The sequence below is a fragment of the Bacillus basilensis genome, assembly GCF_050630465.1.
Classification (GTDB): Bacteria; Bacillota; Bacilli; order Bacillales; family Bacillaceae_G; genus Bacillus_A; species Bacillus_A basilensis.
Genome location: NZ_JBNTQO010000003.1, coordinates 513735 through 539006 on the forward strand (window position 1 = coordinate 513735; position 25272 = coordinate 539006).

21 protein-coding genes and 1 pseudogene are annotated in these 25272 nt (G+C 35.2%); 17 read left to right on the forward strand and 5 right to left on the reverse strand.

Annotated elements, in window-relative coordinates:
• The first annotated feature begins 595 nt into the window (after positions 1-595).
• Both ACQVV1_RS09120 and ACQVV1_RS09125 read left to right on the forward strand, forming a co-directional pair.
• Positions 596-2041, forward strand: a complete 1446-nt coding sequence (locus ACQVV1_RS09120) for a L,D-transpeptidase family protein (RefSeq protein ID WP_063222289.1) — start codon at positions 596-598, stop codon at positions 2039-2041.
• A gap of 363 nt (positions 2042-2404) precedes the next feature.
• Positions 2405-2620, forward strand: a complete 216-nt coding sequence (locus ACQVV1_RS09125; RefSeq protein WP_063222288.1) for a hypothetical protein — start codon at positions 2405-2407, stop codon at positions 2618-2620.
• Positions 2621-2812: 192 nt separating this feature from the next.
• Here the strand turns inward: ACQVV1_RS09125 and ACQVV1_RS09130 are convergent, their stop codons facing one another.
• Entirely contained in the window at positions 2813-4186 is a 1374-nt protein-coding gene (locus ACQVV1_RS09130; RefSeq protein WP_309259079.1) for a sensor histidine kinase, read from the reverse strand.
• Positions 4183-4857 (reverse strand): response regulator transcription factor, encoded by a 675-nt coding sequence (locus ACQVV1_RS09135; RefSeq protein WP_242254372.1) that lies wholly within the window; start codon positions 4855-4857, stop codon positions 4183-4185. Before ACQVV1_RS09135 ends, ACQVV1_RS09130 begins: the two co-directional genes overlap by 4 nt.
• Positions 4858-5033: 176 nt before the next feature.
• Between ACQVV1_RS09135 and ACQVV1_RS09140 the strand changes: the two genes are divergently transcribed.
• The 7 genes and pseudogenes from ACQVV1_RS09140 to ACQVV1_RS09170 all read left to right on the forward strand — a co-directional run bounded on the left by ACQVV1_RS09140 (position 5034) and on the right by ACQVV1_RS09170 (position 12173).
• Positions 5034-5504 (forward strand): hypothetical protein, encoded by a 471-nt coding sequence (locus ACQVV1_RS09140; RefSeq protein WP_242254370.1) that lies wholly within the window; start codon positions 5034-5036, stop codon positions 5502-5504.
• Positions 5505-5524: 20 nt separating this feature from the next.
• Positions 5525-5848, forward strand: a complete 324-nt coding sequence (locus ACQVV1_RS09145; protein WP_309259078.1) for a PepSY domain-containing protein — start codon at positions 5525-5527, stop codon at positions 5846-5848.
• An 882-nt stretch (positions 5849-6730) separates the two neighbouring features.
• Positions 6731-6987, forward strand: a pseudogene (locus ACQVV1_RS09150) (serine hydrolase domain-containing protein); the annotation flags it as partial.
• A 90-nt stretch (positions 6988-7077) separates the two neighbouring features.
• Entirely contained in the window at positions 7078-9153 is a 2076-nt protein-coding gene (locus tag ACQVV1_RS09155; RefSeq protein ID WP_431168784.1) for a serine hydrolase domain-containing protein, read from the forward strand.
• A gap of 415 nt (positions 9154-9568) precedes the next feature.
• The gene (locus ACQVV1_RS09160; protein ID WP_309259076.1) at positions 9569-10855 is read left to right on the forward strand and encodes an APC family permease; all 1287 of its coding nucleotides are present in this window, start codon (positions 9569-9571) and stop codon (positions 10853-10855) included.
• Positions 10839-11435: a bifunctional transcriptional activator/DNA repair enzyme AdaA gene (locus tag ACQVV1_RS09165; protein ID WP_309259075.1), complete on the forward strand. Its 597-nt coding sequence runs from the start codon at positions 10839-10841 to the stop codon at positions 11433-11435. Before ACQVV1_RS09160 ends, ACQVV1_RS09165 begins: the two co-directional genes overlap by 17 nt.
• A gap of 264 nt (positions 11436-11699) precedes the next feature.
• On the forward strand, positions 11700-12173 hold the full coding sequence (locus ACQVV1_RS09170) for a DUF1203 domain-containing protein (protein ID WP_309259074.1): 474 nt from the start codon (positions 11700-11702) through the stop codon (positions 12171-12173).
• A gap of 331 nt (positions 12174-12504) precedes the next feature.
• Here ACQVV1_RS09170 and ACQVV1_RS09175 read toward each other — a convergent pair whose 3' ends face one another.
• Entirely contained in the window at positions 12505-12882 is a 378-nt protein-coding gene (locus ACQVV1_RS09175) for a hypothetical protein (RefSeq protein WP_063222280.1), read from the reverse strand.
• 284 nt (positions 12883-13166) lie between these two features.
• Between ACQVV1_RS09175 and ACQVV1_RS09180 the strand changes: the two genes are divergently transcribed.
• The gene (locus ACQVV1_RS09180) at positions 13167-13553 is read left to right on the forward strand and encodes a DUF1259 domain-containing protein (RefSeq protein WP_309260276.1); all 387 of its coding nucleotides are present in this window, start codon (positions 13167-13169) and stop codon (positions 13551-13553) included.
• A 241-nt stretch (positions 13554-13794) separates the two neighbouring features.
• Here the strand turns inward: ACQVV1_RS09180 and ACQVV1_RS09185 are convergent, their stop codons facing one another.
• A complete protein-coding gene (locus ACQVV1_RS09185) occupies positions 13795-14397 on the reverse strand; it encodes a hypothetical protein (protein WP_242254349.1) in 603 nt (200 codons plus the stop codon).
• A gap of 440 nt (positions 14398-14837) precedes the next feature.
• Here ACQVV1_RS09185 and ACQVV1_RS09190 point away from each other — a divergent pair, with 440 nt between their 5' ends.
• The 7 genes from ACQVV1_RS09190 to ACQVV1_RS09220 all read left to right on the forward strand — a co-directional run bounded on the left by ACQVV1_RS09190 (position 14838) and on the right by ACQVV1_RS09220 (position 24809).
• Positions 14838-16316: a DHA2 family efflux MFS transporter permease subunit gene (locus tag ACQVV1_RS09190; protein ID WP_242254347.1), complete on the forward strand. Its 1479-nt coding sequence runs from the start codon at positions 14838-14840 to the stop codon at positions 16314-16316.
• Positions 16317-16812: 496 nt separating this feature from the next.
• Positions 16813-20010, forward strand: coding sequence for a bifunctional P-450/NADPH--P450 reductase (gene cypD / locus ACQVV1_RS09195; RefSeq protein WP_309259072.1), 3198 nt, complete (start codon positions 16813-16815; stop codon positions 20008-20010).
• Positions 20011-20305: 295 nt separating this feature from the next.
• Positions 20306-20725 (forward strand): MarR family winged helix-turn-helix transcriptional regulator, encoded by a 420-nt coding sequence (locus tag ACQVV1_RS09200; protein WP_242254342.1) that lies wholly within the window; start codon positions 20306-20308, stop codon positions 20723-20725.
• A 322-nt stretch (positions 20726-21047) separates the two neighbouring features.
• Positions 21048-21398, forward strand: coding sequence for a DoxX family protein (locus ACQVV1_RS09205; RefSeq protein WP_071757969.1), 351 nt, complete (start codon positions 21048-21050; stop codon positions 21396-21398).
• A gap of 188 nt (positions 21399-21586) precedes the next feature.
• Positions 21587-21892: a monooxygenase gene (locus tag ACQVV1_RS09210; RefSeq protein ID WP_000323771.1), complete on the forward strand. Its 306-nt coding sequence runs from the start codon at positions 21587-21589 to the stop codon at positions 21890-21892.
• A gap of 653 nt (positions 21893-22545) precedes the next feature.
• The gene (locus ACQVV1_RS09215; protein WP_375296232.1) at positions 22546-22950 is read left to right on the forward strand and encodes a BlaI/MecI/CopY family transcriptional regulator; all 405 of its coding nucleotides are present in this window, start codon (positions 22546-22548) and stop codon (positions 22948-22950) included.
• The gene (locus ACQVV1_RS09220; RefSeq protein ID WP_242254338.1) at positions 22950-24809 is read left to right on the forward strand and encodes a M56 family metallopeptidase; all 1860 of its coding nucleotides are present in this window, start codon (positions 22950-22952) and stop codon (positions 24807-24809) included. The genes ACQVV1_RS09215 and ACQVV1_RS09220 overlap by 1 nt, the downstream gene beginning before the upstream one ends.
• A gap of 145 nt (positions 24810-24954) precedes the next feature.
• On the opposite strand, the gene ACQVV1_RS09225 is transcribed toward ACQVV1_RS09220, so the two are convergent.
• Positions 24955-25152, reverse strand: coding sequence for a hypothetical protein (locus tag ACQVV1_RS09225; RefSeq protein ID WP_063222273.1), 198 nt, complete (start codon positions 25150-25152; stop codon positions 24955-24957).
• Positions 25153-25272 lie beyond the last annotated feature (120 nt).

Consider the following 25272-nt stretch of genomic DNA (forward strand, 5'->3'; position numbering starts at 1 on the left):
CACCAAAGAATGAGTCTAAAACCTCAACACCTGTAAAGATTAGTCGTATCAACAAAGCGTGGTACAAACATATATAATAGTTTAAAGAAACTTAAAATTGTTGATGATAAAGATCATAAGGTGAAATTAGTTAGGCTGATAGTAGATGTTGTGAAACGTGGCGAAAAGCGGGAAGCATTTATATGTAGTGAAATAGGGGATTATAACTTTATAAAATATGCTACATTAAAATATTCACAAAAAAGAGTCTAAAATTAGAACCTTTTTTGTGGATATTTTTCATAAAAGAAATTCTACGGTGCCTTCCTCTAACTTGAAACTTCTAAAAAATATTTCACTAAGTTAAAGTGTTCATTGAGAGTATAACCCTTCAAAATTTGGGGAATGCAAGGGGGCTGTAATAGTTCGATTGGTGGCTCCCTTTTTCACTTTATCTACCATCTTTATATATCTTTCTATTAAAAAATCTAACTTTAATCGATTAAATGAGATAAAATCTTGTTAAAAACAATGAAATTTCAGGAAAAATAAGGTACACTAGTCAATGGTTTTGGTTTAAAATCAATTGACGTTAATGTATACGGGGGAAAGATTGATGAACAACAATACAGTAAATGAATCTGTTGAAGAAGTTGAGAAAAAACGGGTAAGATCGAAAAAACGTTTTACAAATTGGAAGCTTATCGCAGCGGGTGGCGGTGTAATTGCACTTCTCATTGGGGGAATGAGTTATTACCAGGCAACTCACTTCAATTCAAATGTTACGATTAACGATACAAAAGTCGGTGGTATGAGCGCTGATGAGGCAATACAGAAATTAAAAACATCTGGACTAGCAAACAAAGTCTATATTGATCAACAACAAATTTTAGATGAAAAAGAGACGAAAACGGAACTGACGGAAAAAGATTCGCCGCAAGTTAAGAAACTATTAAAAAGCCAGTGGACATTTTTCCCTTCTGCAAAGGAAAAAAATTATTCACTACTACCAGAAAAGGCAGAGAAGTACCGTAGTGAAACGATGAAAAAACTTGTAGAAGAAAAGCTCGTCTCTATGAATGAAAAATTAAAAGCACCTCAAGATGCTATGGCGAAGCTTGAACAAGGGAAAGTTGTTATTTCGAAGAGCGTTGATGGAAAACAGTATGACGTTACGAGTTTACTAAAAGATTATGATAAGCAGAAGCATAAAAGCGAAATTCATCTAAAGTCTGCATACATACAGCCTATTAAAGAAGACGATCCGATTATTAAAAAAGAAGAAAAAGCATTACAGAATCTTCTTGGGCAGTCTGTTGATTATAAAGTGCAAAATGAAGTGTATTCATTAAAAGCGAAAGATTTAATTCAAAATGCCTCTATGTCAAAGGATATGAAAGTGACAATCGATGCGAGCGATATTAAGAATAAGATTACTGAAATTAATAAGGCTAAATCTACATTACATAAAGACTTCGCTTTTAAAACACATTCTGGTTCGGTCATATCAGTAAAAGGACAAGGATACGGCTGGGCATTAGATGTTGAAAAAGAGACAAAACAAGTTCAACAAGCCTTTGAGAAAGGCGAAAAATCACTTTCTGCTTCTAATATTCACGGAAATGGTTGGGAGAAGGAAGGTATCGGTTATAAAACAACATCGAATAATGGTATCGGAGACACATATGCAGAAGTTTCAATTGCAGATCAGCAAATTTGGATTTATAAAGATGGGAAATTAGTCGTTACAACAAATGTAGTAACGGGTAAACATAGCACGGGTGAAGATACATCACCAGGTGTGTGGTACGTCCTATACAAACGAACACCATATACGCTAAGAGGTAGCGCAGTAGGTAAAGCTGATTATGCAGTTAAAGTAGATTACTGGGTTCCATTCACAAATAGCGGTCAAGGATTCCACGATGCCGGCTGGCGAAAAGACTGGGGAAATAATGCTTATGTAACAGGGGGATCAGGCGGGTGTGTGAACCTTCTTCCTAATGTTGCAAAAACTGTGTATGATAGTTTGAACACGTATGATCCAGTTATTGTGTACTAGAAAATAGCTACGTATCAAAAACTTAAACGAATAAACAAAGCAGGAAATCTTATCTAATGGTACATGAAAAAACACCTCTTGAATTCGCATACTAAGTGTGGGAATTCAATGGAGGTGTTTTTTGTTAGAATACAAGAGTTAATTGCTTATAAAAAACAAAGTAAAAAGAGATTAAAATAAAGAATAAGTATTAAAATAGTCAATAAAATTGACAATGAATATCATTTTCACTTATTATAGAATCGTCGTATTTAATTAGATATGACTTTTTTGTTAATATAATAGATTTCTATTAAGGTATCACATTCAAGAACTATTACTAAATCTTTTAAGAACTTAAAAGCAGGAAAGGGTAATATAAAAATGAACTGGAAAAAAGGCGGATTATGGGTTATTATTTTTTTCGTTGTAAAAGGCACGATTTCTACGCTTTTAATAGTTACAGGTGCTAAATATTTTGATTTGTCATTTATGCAACTTATCGTATTGATCCTGACTTTATTAGTGATTTCTCTAATAAGTCGAAAATTGCTGTATAAACATAAACAAAACAAAAAGCAAAAAGAGCTAAATATATAATGCAGCCCCAGAGACCTTTGGATTTCTGGGGTTTTATTTCGATCGTTTTTTCCACATGTATATTAACTTAACGGAACAGGTTGTCCAAAACGATAAAATCGATGATGCTTAAAATGCGTCAATTACTTTTATATAAGGGTTGAAGAGAGCTTTTGAATCAATCTTTATTCTGAAGCTACAGACGTGCATAAATTATGCTTGTTTTTCAATTGGTAGTTTAAATGTAAAAGTACTGCCTTCTCCTAATTCACTTTCAACCGTAATGTCTCCTCCGTGTAGTTCGACAATCCATTTTACCATCGACAATCCTAAACCTGTGTTTCCGATGTTTGAAGATGTTCGTGCTGCGTCAACTCGATAAAATCTGTCCCATATTTTCGTAATATGTTGCTCGCTGATGCCTATGCCATTATCGGAGACTTTACCTATTATGTTGGCTTCATCGCGGAACAGTTGCATATGAACAGTTCCGTTCGCTTTGCTATAAGCAATCGCATTCGTTAGTAAATTCATTAATAAACGCATCATCAATGTTTGATCTGCTTTCATAAACAGGTCTTCCTCTATATTAGTTGTTATATCAATTGAAGCTTCTTGAACCATTAGTGAAAGCTCTTCTACAACGATTTCCGTTAATTCACTCATATTAATACATTCAAATTGGAAAGTATTATGGTTTCCTTGGTCAGCTCTTGCTAATAGTAAGAGTTGTGAGATTAGCGAGGACATCTTACGTGATTGCTTTAAAATTACTTCTAACGATTCTTCCATTTCTTTCGAATTATTTCTCTGCGATAAAGCGTATTCGCATTGCGAAATAATAACAGATGTTGGTGTTCTTAATTCATGAGATGCGTCAGATGTAAATTGTTTTTCACTTTCAAATGATGTCTCCAATCGCTCAAACATTTTGTCAAAAGTTTGTGCTAAATGATACATTTCGTCTTTCGGTGAACCTTTTAAATTAATTCTCTTCGAAAGGTCTTTACCATCACCAATTTTACTGGCTGAATCACTCATTTGTTGCACAGGTCGAAACGCTCTTTGCGTAATAAAATATCCTCCCACTGCCGCAATGAGAATAAGTAATGGAAATGAGATGAGTGTTACTATGATAAGTGTATTCATCGTTGATGATAATTGGCTCATGGTCATTATTCCACGAACCCAGACTTGCTCATCGCCGCCTGTATTATGGAGAAAATCATATACGATCCATTCTTTATTACCATCTTTAATGGTTTGTATTTCATCGGATTTAAGCGATATCTTTTTATTAAAGCTTGTTGGACTATTTCCTACCAGCAGCTCACCTTGTTTACTATAAATGATGATATTTACTCCATCTTCTAAGGTTTCAAAATCATCGTCCATCTTTAATTGTCCATGCTTATACTCGATATCCTCAATGCTTTCTTTTACTGTGCTCTTCAATTGATCTTTCATATTAAAAAGCAAAACTTTATCTGAAGAAGTTAAAATAAAAGCTAACACGAGTGCCATAATAATTACAATTAGCCCCGTATACCACAGGGTTACTCTCATTTTTATTGATAGTCTTTTCATGATTCTACTCGCAATACGTAACCAGTTCCTCGTACTGTATGAATTAACTTCGTTTCAAACTGGCTATCAATTTTTTTACGAAGATAGCGGACGTAAACATCAATAATATTCGATCCACCTTCATAGTCGTAATTCCACACATGTTGCTCAATTTTATCTCGTGTCAACACAACTTCTTTATTACGAATCATATATTCTAAAATAGCAAATTCTTTACTGGAAAGAGTGATAACTTGGTCTCCTCTTGTTACTTTATGCATTTTGCAATCTACTACTAGGTCAGCGATTTCAAACACATTAGATGCATTACCTGTTTTTCTTCGCATTAACACTCGAATTCTTGCTAACAGTTCGTCAAAAGCAAACGGCTTTACTAAATAATCGTCCGCACCTAAGTCGAGTCCTGTTACGCGATCATCAATTGTATCTTTAGCTGTAAGAAGCAAGACCGGAGTTGTATGATTGTCCGCGCGTAATCTTTGTAATACTTGTAAACCATCTATGCGGGGAATCATAATGTCAAGCACAATCAAATCGTAGGTAGCCATGTTTATATAATCCAGGGCATCTTCTCCATTCCCACATGCATCGACACTATAATGTTCTGCATTTAATCGTTTTACCAATATATTTTGTAAATCTTGTTCATCTTCGACAATAAGAACTCGCATTAACATTCTCCTTTTCTTCTTATTAATATGTATCACTATAATTCCAAAACATTAAAGAAAGATTAGAAACGATTTAATTATATCATTTTATTTTTTGTTATATTAATCTTCCTTTAATGTTTGTTCAGTAATATAAAGGCAAGGTTAAGGTGCACATGTAAAGGGAGGAAAACAGAATGAGAAAGTGGATGTTGATTGGAGCAATGTCTTGTTTATTCTTAACAGCTTGTTCTACTCAAGCTGATAACAATACAGAAGTACAACAACTGAAAGTGGAAAATGATACATTACAAAAAGAAGTTGCTCAACTGCAGCAAGAACCAAACAAAACAGGGCCTGCTACGAATGATACGAAGCAAATACAGGATTTCAAAAACGAAGTCACATCTATCGTTGAAAAGGCAAATAACACGAACCCAGTTGGAGTAAAAGAAGAAAACTTAAATACGTACTTAGCAGCAAAAAAAGAAATTGATCAATTAGATGACAAGATAGACCTATCTGATAATCAGCTTGAAGCAGATTATCGCGCTGGAACGATAACGATTGAACAATATAAAGCGCAAGAAAGAGAACACGATATACTGGAAGATCAATTAGAGCAAGCAGAAAATGCACTTGAAGCAAGATTTGGAATAGAGGATTAATCATTAAGGAGTGGATGGAAATGTTAAAACATAAAAAGAAAATAATGATAAGTGTAATTGCTATTTTAGTAAGTGGTATTGCTATTGTTGGTGGATATTATGGTATGGGTTACAATTATGCCAAAAAGAATGAAAACTACACAGAGAAACAAGTTCGTGAAATTTCTTTAGCGCATACAAATGGAGAAATTATGAATGTGAAAAAAGAATTCGAATTAGAAGATGACAACTTAACACAATCTACATTTGAATATGAAGTGGAAATCAAGACACCTGATAATCTGTTAAATATTTTAAAGGTTAGTGCTAGAACAGGTACAATAGAAATCAATAATGAGGATTAAAAAAATATCAACAAATAAAATATCGTATATTTGAAAAAATCCAGGCTAAGCAAACATAAAATAAGCTGCCCATATGGACAGCTTATTTACACAATTCTTGTTATCGGTAGCGAAGAAAAAGACGAATCCCTAATTTCACAAGGGAATCGTCTTTTTTTGTTCTATGGATCCATGCATTTTCTTATACATTTCTATCCTGCTGCGATTTTAGGTTTCTTGTCTGTTATTGGATTAACCGAAAAACTGTATAAAATCTTGTATACTCTTAGTGTGGTTTTTCCGAAATACTGACGGTACTCCATCGCTATCAAGCTAAGCTCATACAACGTCAATTATATTAGAGGTTGTTTCTTTTTTCTAAAAGCTAGGTGTAGAAAATTTGCATGCCCATCAAGCTAAGAAAACAGATTAACCCCAAAACAAAAAAATCCTTCGTATAATATGTGAGAGAAAAGGAGAGATAAAGGTATTTTAACCTTATCTCTCTTTTTCTATATTCATTTATTTTCAGGTAAGGAGTTGATTAGTTATTACTATTTATAAGAACGTGAAGAAGTGTTGGTGCCGGTTGGAACTGTTGTAAAGGTTGAGGGGGGAATCCAAGGAAATATGAGAGATGTGCATGATGATTTGGCGCATGGTTATTAATCCATCTTCTATGAAATCGTGGGATTATATAAGCATTTATTATCCTGGAGATTTTAAAATAAAACCTACCTAATTATAGAAGTGATTTGAACGTAAGGAAATTGTAAGAAATGGATAAGAAAAAAGAAATTTTTATTGTATAGGATACAAATATAGAGAAGCGTAAAAGAGGGAGGGTAAATAGGATACATTTATACGAAAAATAAACTAGTAATAAGAGCATTCTATTGGTGGCAATTACTGAAAGAACAGCAACTAAAACAAATACTCATTACAGTTCCTGCAGGAAAGGGAGGAATCAATGGATATGGTCTAGGAATCTATGAAATAAAACTTCCTAACGTTGTCTTGATATGGGGACATACAGGTGTTATTCCAGGATTTGATACTTTTGCTGGAGGGCATATGTTGACGGCAATTTGAACAGTATGGGTAGAGCCGAGAATACTGGTCTTTTTAAAAGTATTTTACTTGTTGAATATAGACAGTAGGGATAAAGCTAGAATAGTAGTTTGTGTGATGTTTGTAATTGAACAAATAAAAGATGAAATCGATCATTTGTCTAAGGAGGAATTTTTCTTATGGAAAATAAATTATCTGGAGTGTTAGCCGCTACCTTAGCTCTAACGATGAGTCTACCAACAGGAGCGATAGCGTCTTCTAGCAGTAAGGCTCCGGTTGTATCTAGCCAAGAAGTTGCTAGCAAAGATTTGGAGAAGATTGCTGCAGAGAACGCCACGCTGCTCACGAAGTCCTATGAGACGACTAGTGTACAGTATGCACTGATTGATAATGGTAAACTTATTTTGTCAGGGCAGACAGGTAAGAACGACATAGAAGGGAAAGAGCCACTAACCAAAGATACTCTATACGGAATTGGTTCAACCAGTAAAGTATATACAGCTGCGGCTGTTATGAAACTGGTAGACGAAGGAAAAGTTGATTTGGATGCTCCTGTTGCCCGCTATATTCCTGATTTCAAAATGAAAGATAAACGATATAAGCGTATTACACCGCGTATGCTGTTGAATCACTCCTCGGGTTTGCAAGGTTCGACGTTCAATAATGCATTTTTATTTAAAGATAATGATGCTTATGCCCATGATATATTGTTGCAACAATTGTCCAACCAAAACTTGAAGGCAGACCCTGGTGCGTTCTCAGTATACTGTAATGACGGTTTTACACTGGCTGAGATCTTGGTAGAAAGAGTCAGCGGTATGAGTTTTACTGAATTTCTACATCAAAAATTTACAGAGCCATTAAAACTGAATCATACGATAACATCGCAAGATAAATGGGAAGACGAAAAGCGGGCTGGACTGTATTCTCCGACATACCAGGGACAGCTACCAAGTGAAATGGTGAATCTGATTGGTACGGGAGGAATCTCTTCTACTGCAGAAGATGTGGTGCGATTCTCACAAATATTTATGGGACAGGGAAAAGAAATTCTCTCTAATAAAGCAGTCAAGGCGATGGAACAAGAAGAATATAAAAAAGGAATGTGGCCGGGAGATAGCGGAAATATGTTCAACTATGGTCTTGGCTGGGATAGTGTGAAACTATACCCATTCAGTGAATATGGGATAAAAGCGTTGACTAAGGGTGGGGATACGATACTGCAACATGCTACATTGGTCGTGCTTCCAGAACAGAAGATGGCAGCAGCTGTATTGTCCTCCGGCGGCTCCAGCATGACAAATCAACTGTTGGCAAACAAATTACTGCTAGCCAGGCTTAAAGAGAAAGAGACAATTAAGGATATAAAACCAGATAAATCCTTCGGCAAGCCAGTCAAGGCTAAAGTGCCCCAAGACGTGGTAAAAAAAGCAGGATTTTATGGAAATAGCTACAGCCATTTCAAAATAGAAATTACGAAGAAGGGAGAACTGTTTTTACCAACTAAACCGGAAGAAAAATATGTATATACGGCGGATGGAAGCTTTATAAATGAGAAGGGTACTTCCAAGCTTAACTTTGTCACTGAGAAGAATGGAAAAGTTTATTTGAGAGAGAGCACATATGAATTATCACCGGGATTAGGGCAAAATGTGCTGACTCACTATTTAGCCCAGAAATTAGAAAACAATGTGTTACCGAAGAAAACAGCTGCTGCATGGGCGAAGCGCGAGGGTGGAAAGTTCTACCTCGTTAACGAAAAATTTAATTCTATGAACTATCTAGGACAACTAATGCCTCTTAACACAAAAATTACGATCAAGGATGGGTATTGGGACGGCAAAAAAATTACAGGTCCGAATACGGCGATGCATCAAATTCAGATTCCTGTGATGAATGGGCGGGATACAAAGGAAGCCCATTTCTATACAGAGAATGGTACTGAATATATGGAGATGGCCAGCTTTTTATACGTCAGTGAATCTAACGTAAAACCCCTTGATACAGGTCAATTATCGAAAGTTACATTGCAAAAAAATGGGCATGCGAAATGGTTTACGATCCCGCAAGAGGCAGCAGGGAAAACGATGAATGTGGAGTTGACATCAGGAAGTTCATTCGCGGTGTATGATGAGAATGGAGTATGCGTCAATTTTACCGTTGTTAGTGACAATCACAAAGTGAAACTACCAGAGAACGGAACGGTTGTATTTGCTGGCGCACCGAACTCAGAATTTACAGTCGCATTGAACTAGCTACAACTCGGGGTAGACTTTAATAAAACAGTACGACATGGAAAAGCTATTTTATTTGTATCTTAAGTATTCCCTTAAATGATATTACACTTAAATTCTTAGCTTAATAGCAATGGGATCCCGCCCACGTTTTAACGAAAATATATGCTAAGCAGATCCCAACATAAAGCGAGCCGGATTTTCTACTCTTAAGAAAAATTTCGGTTCGTTTTATGGTTTCATGACAAGTTGTTTACTGAACATTAAAGTTCTTTATTGGAACAGGCTACTTTCTTCAACAATCGGGCCAGATTGTTGAAGAAGAAATATAATAAAAATGCTTTTGATTGTTTTATTAAACGAATTAAACCGCAAAAAACAAGAAGAATTCTCCCCTTTTTACTAGTACACTAAATCCTATAAAAGGGGGGAGATCATGAACAATAAAGCCATTGGATTATTTCAAGGAATTGCGTTATACATTTCAGCTATTCTAGGATCAGGTGTCCTTTTTTTATCGGGGGTAACGGCCTCAATAGCGGGCCCTGCATCTATTGTATCCTGGTTTATCGTTATTATAATTAGTTTTCCGCTTGCTTATTCCTTTGCTAGTTTGGCACGGATATATCCTGATTCCGGTGGAGCAGCAACCTTTGTTAGAAATTCTTTTGGATATCATCTTGGCAATATCGTTGGGTGGTTTTATTTTGTAACAGCAGCAGTTGGTCAAACGATTGTATCTTTAACTGGTGCTTTTTATGTCAGTCAGGCATTTGGATTTTCGCATTTTGAAACAATTTTAATTGCCGTCTTTATTTTGGTAATTGCAGGTGTTTCCAATTATTACGGCGTAAATGTTAGTGGTAAAGTTGCATTGATTTTAAGTTCTTTATTACTGATTCTTTTAGCGTCAGCTGTATTTGTGGCGTTTCCAAGAATACAATGGGGAAATTTTAATCCCTTTGTTCCAAATGGATGGTTTTCTGTCGGGAACGCTATAACGGTTATCTTTTGGGCATTTTTCGGTTGGGAGGCGATTTGCAATCTGGCTGAGCACTTTAAAAGGCCAGAAAAAGATATTGTCAAAGGAGCAGTTATTAGTGCAGTTGTCATTGGACTATTATTTTTAGCGCTAAGCCTTGTCACTATTGGAACGGCCACGTATGGCAGTCAAGAAAGCAACCTGTCTCCTATTGGTGTTATAATGGGAGATACAGTAGGCGGAGGTGCCAAAGTCGTTACAGCTGTTTTAGCTTTAATTATTTGTACAGGGACAGCGAATGCTTTTGTAGCCAGCCTAACGCAATTAGGATATTCATTAAGCAGAGATGGTGCTTTCCCAAAATTTTTCTCAAAGCTGCATGCAACTACTCAAATTCCAAGACAGATGGTATTGTTTGTTATCTGTTTTTCGGTAGCAGGTGTGTTAGTGACAAAAGCTTTGTCACTAACGTTTGATGATATTTTGTTTATACCGACTTCTCTTGGGATTCTAGTTTATGTTCTTTCAATGGCAGCAGGCGTTAAATTATTTAGGAAGAACACACCGGCATGGTGGGCATCGTTAATCTCTTTCATTTTATGTTTGCTGGTGATTCCATTTTTTCAATTGTATATATTTGTTCCGTTAATTGTCGTGGCTATATATGCGATTTATATGATTTTGAGTGATAAGATTTTCGCCTACAAGGGAGGATTAAAATCTAATGAAGGATCAAAATAACCTTTCCAGAGATACCATGTGGAAAGCAACAGTATCATGTGATTCAGCGTATGACGGGATATTCTTTTACGCAGTCAAGACAACTGGAATTTTCTGTCGTCCTTCTTGCAAGTCTAAGGATCCTAATTATGAAAATGTATCCTTTTTTTCAAATGCGCAAGAAGCTCAAAGGGCAGGCTATCGCCCATGCAAAAGATGCCGATCAGATCTAAATATAAAAATATACGATCCGTTCGAATGCGTTTTGGAAGATACTATGCGATTGATAAAAAATAATTATGTTCAAAACATGCCATTAAATGAAATTGCATCAAGGGTAGGAGTTAGTCGTTTTCATTTAAATCGGATTTTCAAAGAAAGAACAGGGTATACTCCTCGAATATATTTAGAAAGAATCAGAGTTAAGAAAGCAAAGGAACTTCTCTTAACAACGGTCTTTAATAGTACAGAGATTGGTTATCAAACAGGCTATCAAAGTGTATCTAGCTTTTATAATGCATTTAAAAGAAATACAGGATTTTCACCGAGTCAATTCCGTGCTTTCCATAGTGGAAATACCGTAAACCAAGAACTTGACTGAGTTCACGTTCTTTAACAAAAGATAGCATGAATTAACAAGAGTGGTTTGTACTCATCGTATTTTTCGATAAATCATTACTGATTGATTAAAAGTAAACAACTTTGTATTGAACAATAATAAGCCATTTTTTCTCTGTTATAGAATTGTAAGCTTTTTAATTCAATCCTCAACAAACGGGCAAGATTATTGAACAAGTTTTATGAACTTTAGTGGTAGCATTATTAGTGAAATGCTTTATAACAACTAATTAAGGAGGGATAGAATATGAGAAATAACTTTCAAATCGTTGCGTTGCAAGAGAAGGAGTTTAATAACCTATTTCTAATGAATGAAGAAGTATTAAAAAGTATCGGGGCAGCCAAAATAATAGCAAATAAAAATCCTGGATATCCTTGCAGGATAAGTTTGAAGGATGCAGAGGTAGGAGAAGAGGTAATTTTACTGAATTACCAATATCATAGTGTTAATTCGCCTTATAAAGCAAGTGGTCCTATATTTATACGAAAGGGAGCAACTACTGCTAAGCTAGATGTAAATGAAATTCCGCATATGTTACATCATAGGTATCTATCTGTACGCGGCTACAATACTGACTCAATGATTGTAGAAGCAAGGGTTACAGAAGGTGTAAATTTAAGAGAAAATATAGATGAAATTTTTGATAATAAAGAAGTAGAATATATTCACATTCTTAACGCTAAACCAGGATGCTATAACTGCCTTGTTAATAGAGTGTGAAAAAATTAAAAATGCAAACTTCTATTATCCTATAAGGGATACCACCAATCGCTATCAAGCTAATTCAACAAAACCCCCCTAAATTGAAAAAAATACGCTATTCTTTTTGTAGAATCATAGGAAAGGATAGCGTTTTTGTATGCCTATTTCTGTATCTGATGAATTACAACTATTTGCTCAAGAGATTCAAAGTTTTTTATCTCCAAATACCTTACGGAATCTTGCTAGAGATGTTGGTTTCGCAAGAATTGATGCGTTCTTTGAGCTCTGTATGGTTATACAGTGTGGTTTTACTCACTCCGGCTTCTTTCTGTCACACTCTTGAAGTTAATTATATTTTTCTACGTACTAAATAAAAAGATAAGGCCCCCATAATAACAGGTACAACGAAATCAAAGAAATGGGAAAAATTAAAAGGAAAAAGAAAAAGAAATGGTATAAGTGTATAGATAACTGCTTGTCCTATAAATACAGGAATTCCGAATTGAAATTCTCTACATCGTTTGATTTTCCTGTATAACACTTCCCCAATTAGACAAGCTACAAGAGCTGGTATACTACCATAAGTGATGATCGTTTTAATGAATCCTAATACAACGTTCGGGTGAATAAAGCTAGGATGAGAAATATATGAAATCAAGAACCATCCAAAAATAAAAGCAAACAGACTTGCAGCATAACTAATTGCAAATTTTATCAACGTAATCATCCTCACAGTTTTCTAATATTAACTCCATTGTATGACATAACGTCCTATTAACAGTAGTCAATGATGCATATAATTTTCGTTTTTGGGGGTAGGTGCCTTTCTTAGCTTGATAACGATTGGATGAGTCCTCAATAGTCGCAAATATCCATACTTCTATTAACTCGTTAGTTAAAGAAGAATTTCTTCCACAACTCTTAAGTTATTATAAATAGAATAGATTCATTACCGTTTCAGACCTAAGTATTCATTCATAACCTAACAGTAAAAGGGGGATGATTCAAGGTATGGCGTTTAATGATGAATTAATTTGTCAACAGTTTGCAAGAATTATCGGTGGCCAAGAAGGATTCGCCGGTGGGAAATGCGTGGCAACAATAAATCGAGATGAAATACAAGCGACAATCTTAGGAAAACGTTTCAGAGTAACAACTTCCTTCTCATTCGAATCACGAGATAATAAAACTGGACGAGCATTATGTCTAGGCCGGGTAGCGCTATTGCAAAAAGAAGTCAATGGATTTGTTGCTACGATTATTAAACAAGGAATAATCGTTTCGTCTATACACAATGAGTGGTTATGTGATGAACCAAATTTGATTTACGTTAATATTGAAGACGTTGATGATCCACTAAATTTCGCAAGGAAAGTTAGAAGTGCATTATGTAATTAACCGATTTTTTAGTTAAATGAGTGAGTATGTCGGTTAGAATATTTTAGATTGTTGAATGGTTTTATAAAGTGAAAGAAGACGTTCCATATTTGGAATGTCTTTTCTTGATGTTTTTATAATTTGAAAGACGAGGAAACGAACTTGGAGGGAGTATTGGGGCCGTGTTTGAGAAGAGTAAATCAATGAAAAAGGAAATTGTTTTTAAGTTTGGGCTACGGATCTATCCTCCCGTTCTAATTAACTAAAAGAAGAACTTCCCCATACCGATTAGACTACTAATCATTCCTATTCCATTCATGCTGCTTTTTCCTACTGCAAGTAAGTTTCCAAGCATTCCTGGCTGACCGATCCCTCCGTTATTCCCCCATCCCATGGGATTTACCTGTCCTCCCCATCCTTGAGAGTTTCCGAAAGCACCCCAGTTATTGGTACTAAATTTAAAAGCTTTAGCTGGCGGCGATAGTAAAGCGGCAAGATGACCTTGTGCGAACATCCCTGCATGATTGAATGGTTGGGCCCAGGGGAAGGGAGGTTTTTGAAAATGAAAACCTGCATGGCCTGGGAATGGAGTCCAATTAGCAGGCTGTCCTTGTGGTATCATCCCTGCATAATGGATTGGATGACCTGAAGAGAAAGGGAGAGTTTGGGGATTGAAACCCGTATAATTGGCCCGTGAATCCCAACCAACTGGATAGAAGCGCCAACTCCAATTCTCAGAAATATTCAAACCATTCATTCCCTCAGCTTTAGTTATTTGGGGCTGTACATATAATGATGACATTGAAATTTGGTTATTATATTGTTCCCCGTTTCCCTTTGAATTCAAATGCCAATATTGGTACATAAGCTTATTCCCCTCACTTTAAAAATGTAATGTTAGACTTAGCCTATGTAATATTCCTTGTTATGGATGGTTACATAACTAGATTTACAAGCCTGTATTTAAAGGAATGGGTGTGTGGTCTTGTTGATTTATCCCGCTATTTTTTGTGGGCTACCTGTAAAAGCTCCACAGATTAAAATTTCACTTTATTTTAGAAGGGTATGTTCAGTTGCTCCTTTTATTTATTTCAGCCTAATTTAATGTCGATTAACAAACGTGTTTATAAAGGTTTAATCAATAAAAAGATTTTAAAGTGTTATGTTGAGCAAGTAGAATTGCTAAAAAGAGAATATCCATTCGAAGAGTTTGGCAAAATACTGCAAGGATAATGTATTTTTGTGCAAATATGCAAACGATTTAAACGAATCAATGGAATTTATAATGAAGGGGCAAATAAATATATGAATGAAACATTACATAAAAGAAAACCACCATATTTAATGCTTGTAATCCTTTTTATTGGGGCATTTGTTTCATTTCTAAATAACTCCCTTTTAAATGTAGCCTTGCCATCAATAATGAAGGATTTAGACATTAAAGATTATTCAACGATCCAGTGGCTTTCTACAGGGTATATGCTTGTAAGTGGTATATTAATTCCGGCATCAGCATTTTTAATAACCCGTTTCTCCAATAGGAGCTTATTTATTATATCTATGTTGATTTTTATTCTTGGTACGGCCTTAGCGGCTGTAGCACCGAATTTTGGTTTATTACTTACTGGTCGGATGGTTCAAGCAGCAGGTTCTTCAGTCATGGGACCTTTGTTAATGAATATTATGCTAGTAAGCTTTCCAAGAGAAAAAAGGGGAACAGCAATGGGGATTTTTGGTTTAGTTATGATTACAGCTCCAGCAATTGGACCGACACTATCAGGTTATATTGTAGAGTACTATGACTGGCGTTTGCTTTTTGAAATGATTTTACCGCTAGCAATCATTAGCTTACTGTTAGGGATTTGGAAATCGGAGAATGTCATGAGACAAAACAAAAATGCAAAGCTTGATTATCTCTCATTACTATTATCTTCTGTCGGTTTTGGCGGTTTGTTATATGGATTCAGTTCTGCAAGCTCCGATGGTTGGACGAATAAAGTTGTCTTAACAACCTTAATCATAGGCGCTATTTCCCTAATTGCTTTCATTATCCGTCAATTAAAAATGAATGAGCCTTTATTGGATTTACGTGTTTACAAGTACCCAATGTTTGCACTTGCGTCTGTAATTGCAATTGTCAATGCGGTGGCTATGTTTTCGGGGATGATTTTAACACCAGCTTATGTACAAAATGTCCGCGGTATTTCGCCGCTGAGCTCTGGGCTGATGATGCTTCCAGGCGCGGTAATAATGGGGGTTATGTCACCAATTACAGGTAAATTATTTGATAAATATGGCCCTAGAATTCTTGGCATAGTAGGACTTTCCATTACAGCTGTTTCAACTTATATGCTAGCAAACCTGCAACTTGACTCTAGTCACACACATATTATTCTTATTTACACACTGCGGATGTTTGGGATGGCGATGGTGATGATGCCACTTATGACAAATGGCCTTAATCAATTGCCAACTCGTTTAAATCCACACGGTACAGCTGTTAATAATACAGCTCAACAAGTATCCGGTTCAATTGGTACTGCTATTCTTGTTACGATTATGAATACTGTAACAAAAACAAAAGCTGAAAGTCTAATGTCTGAATTAGATCCAACAACCTTCACAGAAGCTACGAAGACAATAGTAACTCAGAAGGCTTTATTATCCGGAATCCAATATTCATTCTATGTAGCGCTTGGGATGAATGTTGTTGCACTACTATTAGTTTTTTTCGTTAAACGTGTAGATACAAGCCCGGAAGCAGTCGAGAGGTTAAATCGGTAGAGCAAAATAAAACTCTAGATGATGATTCCTACAAGTTTTTTGCTGATTAGTTAGACTGTGAAGAAATGCAAATTTCTATTGCTAAGAAGCTGGTATTTAAAACGGCAAAAGAACTGAAAGAAACAGTGAAATAATTATATATAGTAAAAAGGATCTGATATTCATATCAGATCCTTTTTCATTCGTAACACAGTATACTTGCTTACCGTATTTGTTGGCATAGACATTAGAAACTACTGGATTTCCCAATACTACAATCTTTAGCTTTCAATTTTTGATAGACATTATAATAATACGCTTCATTTTAATTTAGTATTTTTTCTACAAGTTATAAATCTAATTACCAACCTTATAAGCAATATCATAATCATGAATAGTTAGGGAAAAGATAAAATAAGGTAATCAATTACATATCTTTATCCCAGGCGATTCATTGCTATCTTCTTTTTATTGAATGGGATATTTTATTTCATGCTTTTTTGAAAGGGTGTTTTTAATGGATAAAAAAGTATCTGCCATTCCTCAACCGAAAACATATGGACCGCTGGGTAATCTCCCATTAATCGATAAAGATAAACCGACCTTATCCTTTATCAAGATAGCGGAAGAGTATGGTCCCATTTTTCGAATTCAAACTTTAAGTGATACCATCATTGTCGTTTCTGGACATGAACTGGTAGCAGAAGTCTGTGATGAAACACGGTTCGATAAAAGTATAGAGGGTGCTTTAGCAAAGGTTCGTGCCTTTGCTGGAGACGGATTATTTACAAGCGAGACTCACGAGCCTAACTGGAAAAAAGCTCATAATATTTTGATGCCTACATTCAGCCAACGGGCAATGAAAGATTACCATGCCATGATGGTCGATATTGCCGTACAACTCGTTCAGAAATGGGCAAGACTTAATCCAAATGAAAACGTGGATGTTCCAGAGGATATGACTCGCCTTACATTAGATACAATTGGTCTATGTGGTTTTAATTACCGATTTAATAGCTTTTATCGTGAGACCTCTCATCCTTTTATCACTAGCATGACCCGTGCTCTAGACGAGGCGATGCACCAATTACAGCGATTGGATATAGAAGACAAACTCATGTGGAGAACGAAACGTCAATTTCAGCATGATATTCAATCCATGTTTTCTTTAGTAGATAATATTATTGCTGAACGTAAAAGTAATGGAAATCAGGAAGAAAATGATTTACTTTCCCGTATGTTAAATGTGCAGGATCCGGAAACTGGTGAAAAATTAGATGATGAAAATATTCGTTTCCAAATTATTACCTTTTTAATAGCTGGACATGAAACAACAAGTGGCTTGTTATCTTTTGCAATCTATTTTTTATTAAAAAATCCGGATAAGTTGAAAAAAGCCTATGAAGAAGTAGATCGGGTATTGACAGATCCTACTCCAACATACCAGCAAGTTATGAAACTTAAGTATATCCGGATGATTTTAAATGAATCGCTACGTCTATGGCCTACTGCTCCAGCATTCAGTCTCTATGCAAAAGAAGATACAGTGATTGGTGGGAAATATCCAATTAAGAAAGGAGAAGATCGCATTTCTGTTCTTATTCCACAGCTACATAGGGATAAAGATGTGTGGGGAGACAATGTGGAAGAATTCCAACCTGAACGATTTGAAGAGCTGGATAAGATCCCACATCATGCTTATAAGCCATTTGGAAATGGTCAGAGAGCATGTATCGGTATGCAGTTTGCACTTCATGAAGCCACACTCGTAATGGGAATGCTGCTTCAACATTTTGAATTCATCGATTATCAAGACTATCAGCTGAACGTAAAACAAACATTAACGCTAAAGCCTGGTGATTTTAAAATTAGGATTCTACCCCGAAATCAAACTATTAGCCATACTACTGTTCTTGCACCTATAGAGGAGAAACTGAAAAACCATGAAATTAAGCAGCAAGTTCAGAAGACTCCTTCTATTATTGGAGCCGATAATCTTTCGCTGCTTGTTCTGTATGGTTCGGATACAGGGGTAGCAGAAGGTATTGCAAGAGAACTAGCAGATACAGCTAGTTTAGAAGGTGTTCAAACGGAAGTGGCAGCTCTTAACGATCGAATTGGAAGTCTGCCAAAAGAAGGAGCGGTTCTTATTGTAACTTCTTCTTATAATGGAAAGCCGCCAAGTAATGCAGGACAGTTTGTGCAATGGTTGGAGGAATTAAAACCGGACGAGCTAAAAGGTGTTCAATACGCAGTTTTTGGTTGTGGAGATCATAATTGGGCTAGTACTTATCAGCGAATTCCAAGATACATTGATGAGCAAATGGCGCAAAAAGGAGCAACAAGATTTTCTACACGTGGAGAAGCGGATGCAAGTGGTGATTTCGAGGAACAACTCGAGCAATGGAAACAAAGCATGTGGTCTGATGCGATGAAGGCATTTGGATTGGAACTTAACAAAAACATGGAGAAAGAACGCAGTACATTAAGTTTACAATTTGTCAGTCGTCTTGGAGGATCTCCTCTTGCGCGAACATATGAAGCAGTTTATGCGTCTGTATTAGAAAATCGTGAACTCCAATCATCCAGCAGTGATAGAAGCACTCGACATATCGAGATATCCTTGCCAGAAGGCGCTACGTATCAAGAAGGAGACCACCTTGGGGTGCTGCCAATTAATAGTCAGAAAAATGTCAACCGAGTTTTAAAACGCTTTGGATTAAACGGGAAGGATCAAGTCATACTGAGCGCAAGTGGGCGCAGTGTAAATCACATACCTTTAGACAGTCCTGTTAGTTTATTTGACCTTCTTAGTTATAGTGTCGAAGTTCAAGAAGCAGCTACTCGAGCACAAATACGAGAAATGGTGACATTCACAGCATGCCCTCCTCATAAAAAGGAATTGGAATCATTATTGGAAGACGGAGTTTATCATGAACAAATATTAAAGAAACGTATTTCAATGTTGGATCTTCTTGAAAAGTATGAGGCTTGTGAAATCCGATTTGAACGTTTTTTAGAACTTCTTCCTGCGCTCAAACCGCGTTACTATTCTATTTCAAGTTCTCCACTCGTTGCACAGGATCGTCTGAGCATTACGGTTGGTGTTGTTAATGCGCCTGCATGGAGTGGAGAAGGGACATATAAAGGAGTCGCTTCTAATTATTTAGCTCAGCGTCATAATAAAGATGAGATTATCTGTTTCATTCGAACGCCACAATCAAACTTTCAATTACCTGAAAATCCAGAAACACCAATTATCATGGTTGGACCAGGTACTGGAATTGCACCATTCCGTGGATTCTTGCAAGCGCGTCGTGTTCAAAAGCAAAAAGGTATTAACTTAGGACAAGCACATCTATACTTTGGTTGTCGTCATCCTGAAAAGGATTATCTCTATCGTACAGAACTAGAAAATGATGAAAGAGATGGATTAATCTCTTTACACACAGCTTTTTCTCGCCTAGAAGGATATCCAAAAACATATGTACAGCATTTAATAAAACAAGATAGAATCAATTTAATTTCATTATTAGATAATGGAGCTCACCTTTATATATGTGGGGATGGAAGTAAAATGGCTCCTGATGTAGAAGATACCCTGTGTCAAGCATATCAAGAAATTCATGAAGTCAGTGAACAAGAAGCAAGGAATTGGTTGGATCGTGTACAAGATGAAGGGCGATATGGAAAAGATGTTTGGGCTGGTATATGAATTCTTCTTAATTAGATATGTAATATGTAACGAATGAATTGCTTTCGAGTAAGTGTTAATTTAAAAAATAAACTTATTGATAAAAATCCCGTATTTTTATTGAATACGGGATTTTCTTATTTTTAAATAAGCTGGACTGATACTGTAGAAAAATAATAGGTAATTCATTTGACAATTAAAATGACCTAATTTAATATATATGTCATAGCATATAATTAGTGAAACAAATATATTCACTGTGAATAATTGACTGGTATGCTATATCCTTTTATATCCTAATTTATAGAGGTGATACATGAACTTACATGATTTAATAGGCTATCTTGTTCATCGTACTGATGTGAAAATGACTAATTATTTTACTAAGAAATTAAAGCCTTATGGAGTTACGCCAGAGCAGTGGGGGATTATTAGTGTTCTTTGTAGCCACAGGGCTACTACTCAAAAAGAGTTAGCAGAAGCTATTGATAAAGATCAAACTACTGTCGTAAGAATGATACAGTCGATGGAGAGAAAAGGGATTGTAAAGAAGGCTTTGAATGACCAAGATAGACGTTCACACAACCTTTTTTTAACTGAAAAAGGTGACGAATTAAAGAAAACAATCTTGCCTGTAGTGACAGACGCTCACCATTTCGTTACGAGTAATTTGAGCGAAGAAGAGATTAAAGTATTACAATCATTATTAAACAAATTGTATGATACACGCTATTAATACTTGTTCCTTATTGATTCTATTCATAAGGAACAAACTTTATTTTATGTATTATATATGCTATAGCATATAGTTTTATTTCGAGGAATGATGGAGATAGCTTTATTTTGTATAATATCTAATTAAAGGTCACTTTTTTGCCTAGTACCAGTCAAATTTTTTGTATTATATATGCTATGGCATGTAATTTTAATCCCTTTCATATGGAAAAGGGTAATGTAAAGTGAAGCAACTTCCATAAGGGCAATATCAGGAAATAGGGTAAAGGTAGTGACTATTACCTGAACAATACTGAGTTTTATCAAATAATAAGAAAGGTGTGATGACTATTTTAATTTTCATCAATATTGTAAAAGTAGTGTTGTTTCTGTTCTTTTTAATGACAGGAACGAAAATTATATCTGGGAAAATGGCAGATGAGTTTAAGCGATTTGGTTTACCTTCGTTTTTTAATTTCTTAACTGGAGCTTTTGAGATTGTAGGAGCAATTGGAATGTTAATAGGAATTTGGGTTCCAATGGCAGCTTTATTGGCAGGATTGTTGTTAGGCGGTACGATGCTTGCAGCTGCATTAACTCTTATTGTATTAGCGAGAGATCCCTTTAAGAAAGCAATACCTGCGCTTGTTTTGTTTGTCCTTAGTTTTGGGATAAGTTTGTATCACATTTTTTAAACATAATTTAAAACTGTTTGCGTTCAAATTGCTACCGTTTTATGAGTATTTTACAAATAGTAGGATTTTTAAATTAGTGGTGGAATAATAGCAATACGAATGTAAACAGTATCATCATTAGAATCAAAAAAATTATAATTAGTAAAAGAATGGCAAGAATTTTATATTAAAAATAGGAGTGAGTGAAGATGGCATATTTATTACAAGTTGATTTTCCGTTTGAAGGTCCTTTTGGTGAAGAAATGGAAAAAGGATTTTGGGATTTAGCAAACAGTATTAACGAAGAAGAAGGATTCCATTGGAAAATATGGACTGAGAATCAAGAAACAAAAGAAGCTGGAGGCATCTATGTATTTGAAGAAAAACAAGATGCTGAAAAATACGCTGAAATGCACAAGAACAGACTGGAAGCAGCTGGTGTTAAAGATATTAGAGTAAGAATTTTTAATATCAATGAAAAGTTAACGGAACTGAATCGTGGGTACATTAAATAATTTCGACAGTCGGAGCAAGCGTAAAAGGAGGGGATATTCCCCTTCTTTTTTAATTCTTAAATTAATGGTGAGGGGACTCGTACAAAAAAATCCCTATATAAATAGGGATTTGTGTATCGGTATATTGTTCATTGGAAAAGGTTGTATGAAGTCTAATATATGAGAATTTTTACATTTGTGAAAATGATGTGGGGAAAATTGTATTGAAATAATATTTATAAAAGGGTACGCTCCTTACTGGGAGGTAAGGGGCACAGGAAATGCAAATTTATTTGTAATTTGCTAAGTTGATTATAACATATATACCTGTCTATACATGTTGCGAAATTGTGAACATAACTAATATTTAGTAACTAAGAATAGCGAATTTTGTTTGAGTTATGATTTTTTAAAGGAGTTTAACAAAAAAAAGAATTGATAACAAGTCCATTTTTGTTATTGTTTTGGAGAATAATAATTAATGTTGTTTCTCGCGCATCGATATGGGATGAATAGAGGAATATTTGCTATGATTCTACAGAAAGAATAGCTTATTGTATTATTTCTGAATATTACCTTTATATTGATTCTTCTAAAAATAGTTGACGTTTTAGGATTACACTTGTAATATTGAGTTGTAGATTACAAGTGTAATATAAAAGGTGGGATTTTAAATAATGAAAGAATTACCTAAAATATCGGAAGCTGAGTTAGAAGTTATGAAAGTTCTTTGGTCAAGATCTCCTCAAACAGCAAATGAAGTGATTGAAGCGCTAGAAGTAACGATGGACTGGAGGCCGAAAACGATTCGAACGCTTATTAATCGATTAGTCCAAAAAGAAGCTGTTTCTTACCATCAGGATAAAGGGCGTATGTATGCTTATTATCCTTTAGTGTCGCAAGATAGTTATCTACATGTAGAAACAAAATCGCTTCTCAAACGTTTCTATGGTGCAGCATTTAAACCTTTACTTGTGAATTTCTTAAAAGAAGAAAAGCTGTCCTCAGAGGATATTAACGAACTCAAACGTATTTTAGATGAGAAGAATGAGGAAAATCAAAGGAAGGATAAATCATAATGATAGATATGTTTGTAAACGTCTATCTACCTGGCTTTTTTGATTGGGTGGTAGAAACCTCCATTATGGCAAGTATATTAGTTGGTCTAATCTTATGTATCAAAATCTTTCTTAGAGATAAGTTACCCCCACGATGGCAGTATCTATTATGGATAATATTAATTGTAAGACTTTTATTACCATGGTCACCAGATAGTTCCTACAGTATCTATTCTATTCTTTCGTACAGTAATGGAATTCCAGTTACTTCTCACCAAGACTTCGCAGATCGTCGTATACAAGAATCGACAGCTATAGGTGGTACAAAGACCTATACATATGGTTCTACACAAACAGCTAAAAAAGATAAGAAACAAACGCATAATAATGAAAAGCAAAATGACAAATCGGTTTCATTTTATACAATCGTTTTATATATTTGGCTTGCTGGGGTTATCATTCTATGTTTTGCCACCATCATTATGAATAAGCGTTTACTTTTCTATATAAAAAAGCAACCCGTTATTACAGATGAAAAGATTAGTGAAATCTTTGAGAGCTGTAAGGAATCTATGTCCGTTAAGCGAGATATCCCACTTCTCTCAGCTGGGAAAATTGCGAGTCCAACTGTTTTCGGATTCCTTAGACCAAGGTTGTTATTGTCAAGTGCACATATGAAAGTATTAGATGAGCAACAGTTACGATATATCTTTCATCATGAACTAGCTCATATTAAACGAAGAGATGTTGGTGTAAATTGGCTTATGCATATGTTACTAATTCTAAATTGGTTTAATCCAATTCTTTGGTATGCCTACTCATGCATGCGTGAAGATCAGGAACTGGCGTGTGATGCATTAGCTCTTACATATATAGATTCAGAGGAAAAACTTGCATATGGTCATACTATTATTACCCTTTTAGAACACTACTCAAGTTATTATCAAGTACCAAGCTTAGCGAACTTAAGTAGAAATAAAAGAACATTAAAAAGGAGAATTCTTATGATTAAAAAATTTAAAAAGAACTCGTATCGTTGGTCTGCATTTGGAGTTGTTGCTATTCTTGCTGTATCATCTGTATCTTTATTAAATGCACATGCTGATATACCAACTAACCAGCAGAAAGAAACAACAGAAGTGAAAAATAATTTTAAAACAGCAAAAGCACAAACTGAAGTTCCTATTCAGCAAATTGTAGAGAAGATGATTGGTACAAAAGAACAAGCATTTGCAGAATTTCATGTTTCAGAAGGGCGATATGAATATTTACTTGAAGAAATGGAAGTGGCACAGAGTCTGTTAACAAAAGAAGAATTTGATAAATTCATCAAATTGCAAACAGAGGGATATATTATAGACAAGAAGATAAGGTCAGTAGGGAAACCTGAATATTTAGAACGAGACGATCAAAAAAAAATAGAGGAGAATAGTAAAGCTATTGAACCATTATGGGGGAAAATTTATTCGCATTTCACATCTCGTCCATTTGATTTTCCAATTAAGAAACCTAATTATGTAGCAAAAGGTTATGAACTGAAGAGGGAAAAAGTTGAACCAGTCGTTACAACAAAAAAGCTGGATCCTATCATGAGCTCAGAATATAGAGCTGGGGAGTTTGGTTATACAATTTATCAATCTTCCATTTTAGAAAGAGTAAGAGATCCATTTTATCAATGGATTAATGACAATGACAAGATAGAAAATTATGAACTGGAAGGAGCACAATTCACCTTTGGTAAAATGACTGGAAGTAATATAAAGGGCATGAAAATGATTGTTCCTGCAAAAGGAAAGGACAGTTCTTATCAAGTTGTAATTATTGATGATGTGTTAAATAAGGCTGAACTAGAGAAAATTATGATTTCTTTTTTGAAATAAAAACAAAGCCTCAAGAAAAGAAATAGGGAAACATCATATTTCTTTTTATTTATATAATTAAATGTAGTTAGTAAGCCAAAAATGACGATCATACTAAAAAGTAATACTTCTATAAGCGCATCAGTTTTCTCATGTTGCAAAGACTTTATAAAGAAATCCCATTTTGTTTCATAGGGAAGGTTCTACCTAACACCATTCCATTTATAAAATAGACAATACTTAATAGAATTCTTCCAACAAATAAGGCAGCTGTTTTTATATTCCAATCCTTTATCTTGATTACATAAAGGATTGGAAATAGTATAGGTATCCAAAAAACAATAATAAAGACTGTATTTACCATTCTCTCCTCCTAACAAAATAATTATGTTTTTAACCTTGGTGAATTCTCAGGTTGGAGGTATGTTTCATTGTTACTGGTTAAAAACAAGGGCCGGAATTCCGGCTCCTTTTCTATCCCGCA